Source organism: Mucilaginibacter sp. FW306-07-L (assembly GCF_058782065.1).
Genome location: NZ_JBYSXI010000001.1, coordinates 2,339,538 through 2,355,313 on the forward strand (window position 1 = coordinate 2,339,538; position 15,776 = coordinate 2,355,313).

Here is a 15,776-nt window from a genome sequence, read left to right on the forward strand (position 1 = left end):
TATTTGATTATCAATAAGTTATTTTGTATTTGTACTCGCATATAAGAATATGCCTTTGTCATATTTAAATAAATATCTGTCTTCCCGGTAGACATAGAAATTTCACCAATTGCTTTCATCACTTTTTAAACATTTGTATTGATTCTTGCTCTGTATATGCTGAACATTTTAGCTTTGTTATATTGTGCTAATCGGCTAAATTTGGTATTGCCATCAACAATTATTTAACCTTGTTACAAAAATGCTCGAATCTATAAAAGCGAAGCTGGAAGCTTCACGTAAGGAATTATTGGATCTTGGTTTGAGGAACCCTCTGCTCAACTATAAAACTCCTAAAGGAAAAGCACTAAAAATAGTCCAGGAAAAATCTGAATTTATCTTTGATATTCTTGCGAGGCAGAACAAGGCCATGACCTTTTTGGGTATACCCGAAAAGAAAGGCAGCAAAAGTATTCAAGAATTTGCAGGTGATGACGTTGAGCTGCCTGAATTGGCTCAGCCAACGGAGGAATCTTATCAAGACACTAAATTACAAACGGCCGAAACAGAGCAAAAATTACAGACAAGGTTATTGAATACCTATTATTTTGCGCGTACCAGCATTGAAGAGCAAGGTGTCAATATACTATATCTGGCTCTTGGTATGCTCAAATGGTATGAGCAGGGTAATACAGACACACCACGTTACGCGCCACTGCTGCTTATTCCTGTAGAACTTGAACGCTCAAGCGCGCAAGAACGTTTCCGTTTAAAATATACGGGGAGTGACATCGGCGCAAATTTATCATTACAGGCCAAAATGAAGGCTGATTTTAACATATCTATTCCGAATATATCTGATTCTGAGGATATGAATGTTAACTCGTACTTTCAGTTGATCGAAGATCATATTGCCAAGGAAGAAATATGGTCTGTTGAGCATGATGAAATTGAACTCGGCTTTTTCTCTTTCGGCAAATTCATGATTTACAATGATCTTGATACTGCCAAATGGCCGGATGCTCACCAGCCAGGATCACATGAAAACATATTAGCATTATTTGAAACCGGCTTTCAATCAGGCTATCAGCCTGATGATGAAGATAATAAAGACCTCGACGAAGAAACAAACGCAAACGCGTTATTTAAAGTTGTAGATGCTGATAGCTCACAGATGCAGGCAATCCTGGCCGTAAATGAAGGTCATGATCTGGTAATACAAGGCCCGCCCGGCACAGGGAAATCACAAACTATAACCAATATTATCGCCGATGCCATTGGTCTGGGTAAAAAGGTACTGTTTGTCGCTGAAAAAATGGCCGCGCTGGAAGTTGTTAAGCGCCGATTAGATTCTGTTCAGCTTGGAGAAGCTTGTTTAGAGTTACATAGCCATAAAGCCAATAAGCGTGACCTATTGGAGGAACTGAAACGAGTTATGGAACTTGGAAAGCCCTCGGTTAACCAGTTGGAACAGGAAGTTCAACAACTGGCGGTTAGCCGCGATGAATTGAACAATTATTGCAATGCGGTGAACGCGGGTATTGCCGGTAGTGGTTTGAGTGCTAATCAGGTTATTGGATATTTATTACAAATTGATAAAGAGACCGATCAACAGCACTTACTCAAAATACCCCTCCCTGATATTGAGCATTGGAACGCTGATAAGATCCGCGAGGCATCAGCTATCTGCGATCGTCTTCAGGCCAGGCTTAAAGATATTGGTACTCCTCAAAAGCTATTGTTTTGGGGCAGTGAGATCACCGTTTTATTACCGCACGAAAAAGGCCCGGTTTTAGAACAGGTTAAACAGGCTGGTGAGGCGGTTACAGTTTTGCGTGAATTAGCAGAAAGAACGCAAACTTCTACCGGACTTAGCCTTGCTGACGACAGTAACTCTCTGAACTTTTTAATTACCGAATTAGAAATAGCCTCCAAAGCTCCTGATCTGACAGGGCTTGACGTTGATAATGATGTATGGCTGCTAAAAAAACAGGATATTCTTGAACTAGTATATATAGGGCAGGCACTTGACCTGCTGTATAAAGATTATAAAGATAAGCTTATTCCGGAAGCTTGGTCACAGGATATTTTGGACATACGCCAGAATTTGGTAGCGCACGGTAACAAATGGTATAAGTTTCTGATAGGAAGTTATCGCCGGGCAAACCAGCGGCTGGCATCATTTTTAAAAGTTGGCCTGCCGGATGAACTTTCTGAAAAATTAAAAATAGTTGATACAATCTCTGAGGCCAGGCGTATGGAAAATGAGATGGCTGCGTTAGAACCATTAGCGGCATCATTATTTGGTAAACGTTGGTTAAAACAAAAATCAGAATGGACCTCATTAAGTCGTGCGGCTGAATATCTTGCGGAGGTGCATCAGCAGTTCGCTGAAACACGAGTTAGCCGTCAGTTATTGGAGTTTTTGAAACAGAATGATGCTGCCTCTATTGCTGCTAAGCTTTCGAGCGAACTCAAGCAACATGAAAGCAATATCGAATTACAGCGGCAAACAACATTTAATACATTAAAAATTAACGAATCAAAGGGTGTCAACCAATCAGAAATAGCTGCGATGACATTCCGCGCACAGATGGCATTCTGGTCAAAGCTTTCTGATAGATTTTCGGAACTTCAACTTGTTATTGATTGGAATAATCTTGCCCAGGCAGCAAGCCAGGCCGGATTTGATTTTCTGGTTGATGTGTCAACCAGTTGGGAGTTTGCCTCAAAATGGTTAAAAACCTCTTTATTGAAAACGTGGTATGAGTATCTGATCGAGCAGGCTTTCAAACTAAATCCGGCGTTAACCCAATTTGAACGTGTTAGCCACGAAAGCATAATTGATCAGTTCAAACGGCTTGACCAGCTAAATTTAGTTTATAACCGCGCACGGGTTGCCTTAAAACATTGGGAGAATATACCAAAACAACATGCGGGCGGCCAGGTAAACGTGTTAAGAACTGAATTTAACAAACGGGCCCGCCACATGGCCATACGAAAGTTGGTTGAAGAAGCGGGTGCGGCTATGCAGGCCATTAAACCGGTGTGGATGATGAGCCCTATGTCTATCGCCAATTTTCTTCCGCCGGGTAGTATACAGTTTGACCTCATTATTTTTGACGAGGCAAGTCAGGTACGGCCTGTTGATGCTTTAGGTGCTATTATGCGCGGGAAGCAACTGGTGGTTGTTGGCGATACCAAACAACTACCGCCAACCAGCTTTTTTGACAAGCTGAATACCGACGTGGATGATGATGACAATCAAACCGCTGATATGCAGAGCATTCTTGGTATGTGCGACGGGCAAGGCGCGCCGAGCAGTATGCTGAAATGGCATTACCGCAGCCGCCATGAATCACTGATCACTTTATCAAACCATGAGTTTTACGAAAACAAATTGGTGATATTTCCAAGTCCCGGTTCACGCCAAAGTCTCGGATTGCGTTTTCATCACCTTACAGACGCCGTGTATGACCGTGGCAAAACACGCACTAATCCTATTGAAGCTGAAACAGTCGCTCAAGCTGTTATTGCCCATGCCAGGCAGTCTCCTGAGCTGAGTTTGGGTGTTGTGGCTTTCAGTACTTCGCAAATGCAGGCCATACAAGCGGCGTTGGAATTGCAACGCCGCCAGCATCCTGAAGTAGAAACATTTTTTAAGAGTCATCCACACGAGCCGTTCTTTATAAAAAACCTGGAGAATGTTCAGGGCGATGAGCGCGATGTGATCTACATAAGTATCGGCTACGGACGAATAGATAACGGCACGGTACCAATGAGTTTTGGGCCTTTAAACAATGAGGGCGGCGAACGCCGGTTAAATGTACTGATCACAAGGGCAAAAATGCGTTGTGAGGTGTTCACCAATATTACTTCGGCAGATATAAAGGTTGCTGAAAATGCCAAATTCGGCATCCGCACTTTAAAAAGCTTCCTGTATTTTGCGCAGTATGCAAAATTTGAGCAAAGCAGCGAGCCGATAATAACGGATATAAGACCATTTGAAGATGAAGTAGCAAAGCAGTTGGCCGCTTTAGGTTATGTTGTACGAAGTAAAGTCGGGTCGGTCGGCTTTTATCTTGACCTTGCTGTTGTCGACGAGCATAACCCGGGGCGTTACATTATTGGAATTGAATGTGACGGGCAGAACTATGCCAAAGCCAGATCGGCTACAGACCGTGACAGGTTGCGGGAACAGGTGCTGGAAATGTTTGGCTGGAACATTTATCGTGTGTGGAGTACGGACTGGTACCGAAATCCTGACCGTGAACTAAAACGTTTGATTGAAGCTGTAGAACAAGCTAAAGCTGTAACCGCTGGTATAGATCAGGAAACAAAGATTTATGAAGATGAACAACGCCTTTTAGAGCGTGAACAAGTTGAGGAAATAATCACCAAGATTAATTATTATCAGCAAGCAACTCTGCCGGCTGCCATCGGCTATCAGGAGATGCATTTGCACTCATTTGGGAATTTGGCTGCCTGGATTAGTGAGGTCGTAAGGGTTGAAAGCCCTGTTCATTTTGATGAAATGGCCAGGCGCATGGTAGAAGCGGCTGGGATATCAAAAGTAGGGTCTCGTATAAAGTATACGCTCACACAAGCCTGCAACTATAGCGAACAGTATGGCCTGATCAAGATAAAAGGTGAGTTTTTATGGCATAATGAAATGGTGGAACCTGTGGTTCGTGATCGCAGTCAACTTCCGGCCTCATCAAGAAGATTGCAGATCATCGCACCGGAAGAAGTTAATTTGGCGATCAAGCAAGTTGTATCTGAAGCAATCGCCATTACTGACGAAGCCGCTGCAAATTTGGTTGCTAAGCTATTTGGGTTTAGCAGAGTAACAGAAGACATGAAACAGGTGTTGTTGGAAGCGATGCGAATGGCAGAGAACCAAGGGATCATTAAAAGAGATAATGATTATTTAAAATTAGCTTAACTGGTTTATTATGTCATCAAAAGCCCTTTAGGCGTTCGAAATACTTATCCTGGGACTGTATTTATTAACTTATGTTACTTTTTTGAAAGGGTTGCTTTAAAAAAGAGCAACCCTTTATTTAATTATAAATACTCTGTTCATAAAATCTATTGAATTTATCATTATAAACTCAATCCAAAAAGGATCTTATATAGAGATTTTTAGCAGTTGGGGTTTCTGATGCCTGACTTAACAGCATCAATCGTTCCGCTTCATATTTAGTTTTATCAAACAATCTTAGGAAGAAATAAGGTACAGTACTTTTATCACTGTACTTATCTATAATATCCTTGCATTCCTGGTCGGTAAAATCGTCGTGATATAATCTGTGTTTAAAATAACGTTGCCAAAAGTGCGCCTCAACACTATCAGGATAAAGCGATGTACCTTTTGTAATTATTTCAAAGCACCTTTCACCACCTATTAATCCCCACTCATCCGGAATGTTATTAGGAATATTAAATTCTATGTGCTCGCAAGCAAACGCCCAATAAAGAAAAGCGAGATTAATATAACAATCTAATGGTGCTAAAACATCGGCAGATATACATTTCTCGTATGCTGCTACCGCAGCGATGTACTCCTTATTTATGTCCTTGCTAACTGCTTCTATCATGATGATAAAATCTACACCAACCCTAAACCCTTGGTCGCTTTTAGCCATTCCCTTGCCATTAATTCGTGCCCGGCGGGCATGGGATGTACGCCGTCCCATATCCAGTAATCAGCAAGAGCTTTTTTCAGGGCATTGTTAAAGGCTTGCTGATAAGGCACAAATACAGCGTCAAACTCGCGGGCGAGTTGTTTGGCTACTTCGGCACGCTTGCCGGTTTCGGTACGCCATTGGTCCCACATTTTATCTACTTTGGCTACATGCATTACAAAAGGCTCGCCTATTACCAGCTTAACGTTGGGCAGGGCTTCGATGGTTTGTTTCAGCAGGTTGCGGTAGTCGGTTTCAAAGTTATCGGCGGTAAAGCCCTCCTGTCCGCGCAGCATGGCCAGTACATCATTAACGCCAACCAGTATGCTTAGTACATCGGGTTTAATGTCCAGTGTATCGGTTTGCCAGCGTTTGGCCAGGTCAACCACCTTATTGCCGCTCACGCCACGGTTAAAAAAATGAAACTTGCGGTCCGGGTGGTCAAACCATAAACGGCTTGATATTAAATAAGCGTAACCATGCCCCATCACATGGTTCCAGTCGTTATCACGCGTGCGGTTGCCGTCGGTTATGGAATCACCCTGGAAAAGAATATTCAGATCAGTTTTTAATCTTTCGGCATTGGCTAAACCCTCCGCTTTTACCAGCGAAGGCATACCCGCGGCGGCACCTAATAAAGCGGTAGTTTTGAGGAATGACCGGCGTGAACTGACGCTCATAAAATTCAGGTATTAAATAAATGCCTGAATATACATCATTAATCAAATCAGTTTATCACTTTTTAGGGTAGTATTAGCCGGCAATAGCCATCAGGTAATCAAAATCAATAGATGCCTGCGGTAATAAGTGGCTATTGCTATACGGTTTGCCGGCCAAACGTACTTGCTGGCCGTGTGAGATGCCTTGTAAACGGATAGTTTGCTGATCAAACTGCATCTCGCCGGTTTCAATATGTTTAAAAGCGTCTTCAGATATCAGCATGCTGTTGTTCAGTTCCTTGGTTTTGGCTTGTAACCGCGATGCTATATTTACCGGCAAGCCCATAACGGATAATTGAGCCGGGGCATCCAGCCCGAATTCGCCAACATATACTTTACCGGAATGTAAGCCGACACCGATCTCCAACGGGCCGCCATAAAAAGGTTCCGCGTAAGCATCGTTAAATAAATCAACGGTTTGAAACATTATTTTAGCAGCCTGGTAAGCATTATTTACCGCGTCGCGCAGATTGGTTTGCAGGCCAAAAACGGCATACAGGTTATCACCCGCTACTTCAACTACCTTGCCGCTAAAGTTTTTAACGATCTGGTTAAAGCCGGTGAATAAGCGCCGCACAATCTGGATAACGGTTTGTGAATTCTGCGACTCCATGAGTCCGGTAAAATTGCGTATATCTAAAAACAAGATGGCTAACTCCTGTTCTGTATCTGTTGATGGAGGTGTAACTACGGGGCAGCAGCCTTGTAATGCTAAGTGAAGATCCTTTTCCATAATTGTGATATTAATGTGTTATACCCTTGTAGACGCAAACCTCAGCAAAACATTTTATACAATTCCATCTATTTTAAAAGCCTGATACCCTGCTGACTCAAAACAGACAATGTGATGGCAAATAGCTTTAAACCTTTTGCAGAACGGCGTTTCATTCATATCCCCTGCTACAATTATTCGTTTACCCCCGCTACTTACAACTTCAAATCCATTATTTAGCAATCGGGCTTTTATAACTATCAGGCAAAAAATAATTGTAAAAAGAATGCGACTGATAGCGTATTCAGCTTTTTCGTATTAAATTGCCCATATAGTAAACCAATGCGTTACCATGTACCATCAAGCGGCATGTGTAATTTAACCTATGATGTAACTTAAATATGCAACGTTATTTACTGTTGTTATTTGTTTTGATGCTTTTGTCAATCCCACCGGCTACGGCGCAGCAAGTTAAGGGCGATGGGCAGGCTGATCGTAAACTATGGCTGCAGTACATGGATAAAATGGCCCGGCCGGTACTATCAAACCTGGCGGCAGATCAGCTTAAACAAAAAATGCCGGTAATGCTTGCCAAAAATACCGATAACCGCGAATCCAGAACCAAGGCCGCTTACCTCGAAGCATTCGGGCGCTCTTTGAGTGGCATAGCACCCTGGCTGCAATCAGCAGGCGGCCATGCAAGTGAGGTACAACTACGCAAACAATACCGCGAATGGGCATTAAAAGGCCTGGCTAACGCGGTTAATCCGCAGGCTAAGGACTACATGGAATTTAACGGCGGACAAGCACTTGTTGATGCCTCCTTTGTGGCTTATGCTTTGGTGCGATGCCCCTGGCTTTGGGAAAACAGCAGTCCTGAAGTACAACAACAATTAACCGAAGCTTTTAAAATCACCCGCAACACCATACCCGTTTACAGCAACTGGATATTATTTAGCGGCATGATCGAAGCTTTTTTTTACAAATACGGAGGTCAGTATGACGCTGTGCGAATAGAGTATGCCATACGTGAATTTACGCAACACTGGTACGTGGGCGATGGTATGTATGCTGATGGGATGCACTTTAATGTTGATTATTATAACAGCATTGTTATACACCCTTTTTTAAGTATCATATTGGAAGTATTGAACACCAAAAATACCCGCTACCGGCACGAACAGCAATTTGAACTATCGGCAGGCAGGCGTTACGCGCAAATACTTGAAAGACTGATCAATACTGATGGCAATTATCCGGCACTTGGGCGGTCAATAGCATACCGCGGCGGGGTATTTCATCACTTGGCTAATATGGCTTATAACGGGCAATTACCCGTGAATTTAAAACCGGCGCAAATACGGGGTGCGCTAACCGCTGTAATTAAAAAAACGCTTGATGCACCCAAAACCTTCACCCCAAATAATTGGCTCAATATCGGCTTATATGGTGAACAACCGGGCCTGGCCGATTTTTATATTACAACCGGCAGCCTTTACATCTGCTCAATCATATTTTTACCACTTGGCCTGCCGGAGCGCGATGAATTTTGGTCGGCTGCCGCGGAGCCATGGACGGCCGTAAAAATATGGTCGGGACAAGATGTTGAAGCTGATCACGCGCTCGAAATTAAAAACTAAAGCAATGCCGGGCTATATCATCAACCTAAAAAAACTAATCGCCGTTATATTCCTTGTAATGGCCTGTACCATTACGTTTGGCCAAAGCAGTACCATAGCCAATGATGGCTGGGCAAATAACTCGGTTAACACGGTCATCTTCCGTAAAAATTCACTGATAAGTTTTAAAGGCGAACAATATGCCGCTTATTACGATACTACCCAGCATGTGGTACTGGCCAAACGCAAATTGGGCTCAACCCAATGGAAAACCGTACGCCCCCCCTACACCGGCGACGCGGCCGACGCGCATAAATGTATCAGTATTATGGTTGATGGTGACGGCTACCTGCACCTGGCCTGGGGGCACCATGATGAACCTTTAAACTACTGCAAAAGCATAAGCCCCGGCAGCCTTGAACTTGGCGAAAAAACCACAATGACCGGCAATAGCGAAGGCAAGGTAAGTTACCCGGAGTTTTACCGTTTGCCATCCGGCGATCTGCTTTTCTTTTATCGCAACGGAAAATCTGGTAATGGCAGCCTGGTGATCAACAGATACCATATCAAATCGAAACAATGGCTGCGTGTGCAGGATAACCTGATTGATGGCGAAGGTAAACGCAATGCTTACTGGCAAACCACGATTGATAAACAAGGCACTATACATATATCATGGGTTTGGCGGGAGAGCCCCGATGTATCCAGCAACCACGATATGTGTTACGCACGGTCAACCGATGGCGGGCTTACCTGGCAACGTTCAACAGGCCAAAAATACACCTTGCCTATTACAGCGGCTAATGCCGAATATGCCTGGCGTATACCCCAGCAAAGCCAGCTTATTAATCAAACCAGCATGTTTGCTGATGATAAAGGCAATCCGTACATTGCCACCTACTATTGCAAAAAGGACGATACCGTACCGCAATACCATATTATTTACCTGGTTAATGGCCGCTGGGCAGTGGCCGATCTGGATTTTAGAAAAACAGCTTTTAGCTTAAATGGCTTTGGTACCAAGCGCATACCCATTTCGCGCCCGCAAATTGTTGCCTGGAAAAATAAAGGCAAACTGGCGGCAGCCTTAATTTTCAGGGATGCAGAGCGCGGCAGCAAGGTATCCGTGGCGGTAACACGCGATCTTGCCGCTAATAGATGGCAAATTGAGGATATTACCTCAACTGATGTTGGCTCGTGGGAGCCAACTTACGATACCGAACTATGGAAAAGCGATAAAAAGCTGCACCTGTTTGTACAAATGAATGTCCAGGTTGACAGTGAAGGCAAAGCCAATGTAGCGGCACAGCCTGTAAGCGTTATCGAACTAAATAATTTATTGCCATGATAAAACCTATAGCTAACACCATTTTACTTGCGCTAGCCTTTACCTGCCATGCCTACGCGCAAAAGGAAAGTAAACAACCCAAAGATGTGCTTAAAGCGGCAGTAAAACAGTACGAATATCTTGCCGGGCAGGTTGAGCCGGGCCAATACCCTAAAACCTACCATGCCGATAATAATAAGTTAGAAACCAGCGGCTCCGGCTGGTGGTGCAGCGGCTTTTTCCCCGGTACGCTGCTTTACCTTGATGAAGCGCAGGGCGCACTCAAGTTAAAGCAAAAAGCCCTGGCCATGATGGAAGACCTGAAACGTGAGCAATTCAACAAAACCACGCACGATCTTGGCTTTATGATGTATTGCAGCTTTGGCAATGCGGAAAGGCTTGACCCCCAAAAAGAATATGAAGATGTGCTGATGCAGAGTGCCAGATCATTAATTACAAGATATAACCCTGTAGCCCGGTGCATCCAATCGTGGGATAGCTCGCCCTGGAATCATGCCGGGGCTGATGAAATGCCGGTGATCATTGATAATATGATAAACCTGGAGCTGTTATTTTGGGCAAGCAAATTCAGCGGCGACACTACATTTAAAAATATAGCTATTAATCATGCTAATACTACCATTCAAAATCACTTTCGGCCGGATTTCAGCTCGTACCATGAAGTAGTTTATAATACCAAAACAGGCAAGGTAACCAAACAGATCACCAACCAGGGTGCTGCCGACAATTCATCATGGGCACGCGGACAAGCCTGGGGATTATATGGTTACGTGGTAATGTATCGTGAAACAAAAGATAAAAAATACCTTGAACAGGCTAACCATATTGCCAATTACATACTCACCTACCCAACCATGCCTAAAAACCTGATCCCCTACTGGGATTACCAGGCACCCGGTATTCCGAATGCCTTGCATGATTCATCCGCAGGGGCGATTACGGCTTCGGCTCTGATTGAACTTAGCGGGTTTGTGGGTAAGGGTCTGTCAAAAAAATATATTAACGCGTCAAAAACCATACTTACAGCGTTATCAAGTTCCGAATATTTTGCCGCGCAAGGTACCAATGGCGGCTTTTTGCTGAAGCATGGCGTGGGCAATATGCCTAATAAAACCGAAATTGATGTACCGCTTAGTTATGGCGATTACTACTTTGTAGAGGCCCTTATGCGTTACCAAAAACTAAAATAACCGTCATGAGATTATCCAAATTGCTGATACTTGCCGCAACGCTTATTGTATGCAAAACGGCTGATGCACAGCAGATGCTAAGTTTAACCATTAGTAACACCCTTGCTTTTGACAGAAATGAGGTGGTAAGCATTGAGGTTAGCAAACTGGCTAAATTTTTAAAAGGCAAAAAGCAGCAGGACATCCGGATCAAGAACAACAGAACCGGGGAGCCTGAACCCTTGCAATGGGTGGATAACAACAGCGACGGCAAGGCTGATGAATTGCTGTTTTTAGCAAAAGTATATGCGAACAGCAAAGCAGATTACACGCTGTTTGCCAATAAGAACATACCACTTACTGAAAGAAAATTAATAGCTTATTCCCGCTTTGTGCCCGAACGTACGGATGACTATACGTGGGAGAATGACCGCGTAGCTTTTCGCACTTACGGGCCTGACGCGCAGCACCGTACCGAGCAGCATCTGGAAAATGGCACCCTGAGCAGTGGTATCGATCTATGGTTGAAACGCACCGCTGAACCCGTGATCAATAAATGGTATAAGGGCTATCTTACCGATCCGGGTTATTATCATACCGACCATGGCGAGGGCTATGATCCATATCATGTAGGCGCGAGCCGGGGTACCGGTGGTACAGGCGTTTGGCAAGAGGATAGCTTACTGGTATCAAAAAACTTTGTAACCTATAAAACTATAGCTACCGGCCCGTTACGAACTATTTTTGAGCTTACATATGCAGCTTATGGCCCCTATCAGGTTAGCGAAACCAAGCGTATATCGCTTGATGCAGGCAGTAACTTTAGTAAGTTTATGATAACTTACCCATCACAAAAAGCATTACCCAATTATACCATAGGCATCACCCTGCATAAAAATGAAGGCCAAACCGGTATAGATGAAAAAGCAGGTATCTTTAGCCATCATGAGCAGATAGACGGCGTTTATATTGGCGAAGGCATAGTACTGTCGCCAACAATTGTACAAAAAGCATTCGCTTATAAAAGCAAAACCGCCGATCAAAGCAATTTGCTGGTTCTCACTAAACCAACAGGTAAAATTACCTACTATGCCGGTTTCGCCTGGCAAAAAAGCGGGCAAATACAAAGCCGTGCCGACTGGGAAGCAATGCTTAAAAAGCAAGCCATGATAATAGCCTCACCCTTATCCGTAAAAATAAAATAAACAAAATTTTATCAGACATCTATAAAAACATATATGACAAAATCAGAATTCAGATACGCGCATCATCCTGAGGATGTAAAAACATATACTACCGAAAAACTGCGTGAGCATTTTTTGATACCTACCCTGTTTGAGGATGACACCATACGCTTGGTTTATACCATGTATGATCGGTATATGGTAGGCGCCGCACTCCCGGTAAACAAGCCGCTTGTGCTTGAAACGATTGACGAATTAAAGGCAGACTACTTTTTGGAGCGCCGTGAACTGGGCATCATAAACGTAGGCGGCAAAGGCACCGTTAGGGTTGACGGTACCGCTTATGAGTTATCAAAAAAAGAGGCATTGTATGTTGGCAAAGGCGTTAAAGAAGTAATATTTGAGAAAACCACTGATGAACAGCCATATTTTTATATTAATTCGGCACCGGCACATCAGGCCTATCCAACCCAAAAAGTAAGTAAGGATGATGCTGAAGTAATTGAGCTTGGTGAGCAAAAAACCGCCAACCGCCGTACTTTAAATAAGCTGATTGTTAATAGCATAGTTAAAACCTGCCAGCTACAAATGGGGCTCACGGAGTTGCATGAAGGTAACGTTTGGAATACCATGCCATCGCACACCCACACCCGCCGCATGGAAGCATATTTTTATTTTGATTTGGCAGAAGGACAAACCGTAAGCCACTTTATGGGGCAACCGCAGGAAACACGGCATATTTTTATGCAGAGCCATCAGGCAGTAATTAGTCCGGAATGGAGCATCCATTCGGGTTGCGGTACCAGTAATTACTCATTTATCTGGGGCATGGCCGGTGAAAACCTGGATTATGGCGATATGGATGCTGTGGCGACAAACGGTTTAAAATAATTTGCTTTATGGAACTGTTTAGTTTAAAAGGAAAAACGGCTGTTATTACCGGCGGCACCCATGGCCTGGGTATGGCGATGGCCGAGGGCCTTGCCAAAGCGGGGGCGAAATTAATTATCACCAGCACTACACCCGCTAAACATGCCGATGCCCTCGCCTATTATCAAGACCAGGGTTATGACGCCTATGGTTACCTATTTGATGTTACCGATGAACCCGCTGCAACCGAAAACGTAACCCGCATGGAAGTTGAACATGGCACTATAGATATATTGGTGAACAACGCGGGTATTATAAAACGTGTACTTGCCGTGGATATGCCTGTTGAGGATTTTAGGCGGGTGATTGATGTAGATTTGGTGGGCGCGTTTATTATGAGCCGGTTAGTAGCCAAAGGCATGATCGCCCGCCGCAGCGGAAAGATCATCAATATATGCTCTATAATGAGCGAACTTGGTCGTACCAATGTTACCGCCTATGCCGCCGCTAAAGGCGGCCTCAAAATGCTCACTAAAAATCTGGCTACCGAATGGGCACCATATAATATCCAGGTAAACGGTATTGGCCCAGGCTATTATGCTACAAGCCAAACCGAACCCATCAGGGTTGCAGGCAATCCGTTTAATGAATTTATTATCGGCCGTACACCAGCAGGGCGTTGGGGCAACCCGGAAGATTTGGCAGGCACCGCTATATTTTTAGCATCCGGAGCAAGTAATTTTATAAACGGACAGATTATCTACGTTGATGGCGGCCTGCTGGCTACCATAGGCAAACCCGCTAATGAATAATTGTTTTCTACCACATTAGAACCATATAACGATGTAACTTATCTAAAACTCAGAAACCAAACCCAATTAACCGAATTATACCTATGGATCAATCCGCTGTAAAACCGGCCGGCAAATACCGGTGGACGATTTGCGCCCTACTTTTTGTAGCCACCACGATAAACTATCTGGACAGACAGGTACTCAGCCTGTTACAACCTTACTTGGAAGAACGTTTTAAATGGACGAATACGGACTATGCTAATATTACCGCCGTTTTTCAGTTTGTGTATGCATTGAGTATGTTGTTCGCCGGACGTATTGTAGATTGGCTGGACACTAAATGGGGTTATGGCTGGGCTATTATATTATGGTCAATAGCGGCAATGGTACATGCCTTATCCATACAAATTGGCGAGGGCGTTACTACGCTATTAGGATGGGCAGGTATATCATTGTGGTCGGTTTCCGTTACGGGTTTCATTGTTAGCCGCACACTTTTGGCTTTTGGCGAAGCGGGAAACTTCCCGGCGGCGATCAAGGCTGTTGCTGAATACTTTCCAAAAAAAGAACGGTCATTCGCTACAGGTATCTTTAACTCCGGAGCCAACATAGGTGCTGTACTGGCACCGCTAACCATACCGTGGATATATGCTAACTGGGGTTGGGAATCGGCATTCATATTGGTTGGTGCGGGTGGCTTTTTATGGCTGATATTCTGGCTGTTATTTTACGAAAAACCTGAAAAGCAAAAGCGGCTTAGCTTGGCTGAACTTCAATATATTAATAGTGACCGGGAAGTTAACGCTGAACAAGCCGATCTTTCGTTTAATGTTGCCGTTAATAAAGTTACCTGGTTCAGGCTTTTAGGTTATAAACAAACCTGGGCATTTATATTTGGCAAGATGCTTACGGATGGCATATTCTGGTTCTTTTTATTTTGGTTGCCTGCCTATCTTAAAGCACAATATAATATTGTAGGTGAAGCTGTTATGATACCATTGGCTACCGTATACTCATTAAGTATGATAGGCAGTATTACCGGCGGGTGGTTACCTATACACTTTATTAAAAAGGGGTATAATGTTTTTGAGGGACGGGTTAAGGCCATGTTTATTATAGCGCTTTTTCCATTAGCGATATTAGCGGCGCAGCCGCTTGGCTATATTTCTTATTGGATGCCTATTATACTAATTGGCGTTGGTGCCGCGGCACACCAGGCCTGGAGTGCCAATATTTTTACTACGGTAAGTGATATGTTCCCCCGAAGTGCAATTGGGTCGGTAGTCGGAATGGGCGGTATGGCAGGTGGCTTGGGTGGTGTATGTGTGTCAAAGATAAGCGGTGCCTTATTTGATCATTACAAAGAACTCGGGCATGTTGAAACCGGTTATACAATTGTGTTCACAGTATCCGCCGTAGCTTACTTGGTTGCGTGGAGCCTGATCAAGTTGTTGGTTCCTAAATATAAGCCTGTAGTGCTTGATTAAATATATAATAGTAGATACCTAATAAATATGGTTATATAAAACACTTTAAATGAGATCTTAATATAATAAGATATATATTATGTGATAGGATATATATATTCACTATAAATTCTGTTTTTATACTATATATTCCTCAAAAAGTCTTGTATACGAAAAAAGCCCCTACTCATAGCTGAGTGGGGCTTTTAGAAGATTTGGCACCGACCTA

Annotated in this window: 11 protein-coding genes; 8 read left to right on the forward strand and 3 right to left on the reverse strand. The window is 43.7% G+C overall.

The window, feature by feature from the left end; genetic code table 11:
- The first annotated feature begins 241 nt into the window (after nucleotides 1–241).
- Nucleotides 242–4,924: an anti-phage protein ProA gene (gene proA, locus AC3WJC_RS10130; RefSeq protein ID WP_492398966.1), complete on the forward strand. Its 4,683-nt coding sequence runs from the start codon at nucleotides 242–244 to the stop codon at nucleotides 4,922–4,924.
- 169 nt (nucleotides 4,925–5,093) lie between these two features.
- On the opposite strand, the gene AC3WJC_RS10135 is transcribed toward proA, so the two are convergent.
- From AC3WJC_RS10135 to AC3WJC_RS10145, 3 genes are all read right to left on the reverse strand, one after another.
- A complete protein-coding gene (locus tag AC3WJC_RS10135) occupies nucleotides 5,094–5,627 on the reverse strand; it encodes a hypothetical protein (RefSeq protein WP_492398967.1) in 534 nt (177 codons plus the stop codon).
- A complete protein-coding gene (locus AC3WJC_RS10140) occupies nucleotides 5,591–6,346 on the reverse strand; it encodes a GDSL-type esterase/lipase family protein (RefSeq protein WP_492398968.1) in 756 nt (251 codons plus the stop codon). Before AC3WJC_RS10140 ends, AC3WJC_RS10135 begins: the two co-directional genes overlap by 37 nt.
- Before the next feature lie 73 nt (nucleotides 6,347–6,419).
- A complete protein-coding gene (locus tag AC3WJC_RS10145; RefSeq protein WP_492398969.1) occupies nucleotides 6,420–7,118 on the reverse strand; it encodes an adenylate/guanylate cyclase domain-containing protein in 699 nt (232 codons plus the stop codon).
- Nucleotides 7,119–7,531: 413 nt separating this feature from the next.
- Between AC3WJC_RS10145 and AC3WJC_RS10150 the strand changes: the two genes are divergently transcribed.
- From AC3WJC_RS10150 to AC3WJC_RS10180, 7 genes are all read left to right on the forward strand, one after another.
- Nucleotides 7,532–8,737, forward strand: coding sequence for a DUF2264 domain-containing protein (locus AC3WJC_RS10150; protein WP_492398970.1), 1,206 nt, complete (start codon nucleotides 7,532–7,534; stop codon nucleotides 8,735–8,737).
- Nucleotides 8,738–8,741: 4 nt separating this feature from the next.
- Nucleotides 8,742–10,064, forward strand: a complete 1,323-nt coding sequence (locus tag AC3WJC_RS10155; RefSeq protein ID WP_492398971.1) for a BNR repeat-containing protein — start codon at nucleotides 8,742–8,744, stop codon at nucleotides 10,062–10,064.
- On the forward strand, nucleotides 10,061–11,254 hold the full coding sequence (locus AC3WJC_RS10160; protein ID WP_492398972.1) for a glucuronyl hydrolase: 1,194 nt from the start codon (nucleotides 10,061–10,063) through the stop codon (nucleotides 11,252–11,254). The genes AC3WJC_RS10155 and AC3WJC_RS10160 overlap by 4 nt, the downstream gene beginning before the upstream one ends.
- Nucleotides 11,255–11,259: 5 nt before the next feature.
- Nucleotides 11,260–12,438, forward strand: coding sequence for a BT3233 family polysaccharide utilization protein (locus tag AC3WJC_RS10165; RefSeq protein ID WP_492398973.1), 1,179 nt, complete (start codon nucleotides 11,260–11,262; stop codon nucleotides 12,436–12,438).
- A 33-nt stretch (nucleotides 12,439–12,471) separates the two neighbouring features.
- Nucleotides 12,472–13,308: a 5-dehydro-4-deoxy-D-glucuronate isomerase gene (gene kduI / locus AC3WJC_RS10170; protein WP_492398974.1), complete on the forward strand. Its 837-nt coding sequence runs from the start codon at nucleotides 12,472–12,474 to the stop codon at nucleotides 13,306–13,308.
- A gap of 8 nt (nucleotides 13,309–13,316) precedes the next feature.
- Nucleotides 13,317–14,099, forward strand: coding sequence for a gluconate 5-dehydrogenase (locus AC3WJC_RS10175; RefSeq protein WP_492398975.1), 783 nt, complete (start codon nucleotides 13,317–13,319; stop codon nucleotides 14,097–14,099).
- An 83-nt stretch (nucleotides 14,100–14,182) separates the two neighbouring features.
- Complete coding sequence (locus AC3WJC_RS10180) at nucleotides 14,183–15,568, forward strand: MFS transporter (RefSeq protein WP_492398976.1); 1,386 nt, start codon at nucleotides 14,183–14,185, stop codon at nucleotides 15,566–15,568.
- Nucleotides 15,569–15,776 lie beyond the last annotated feature (208 nt).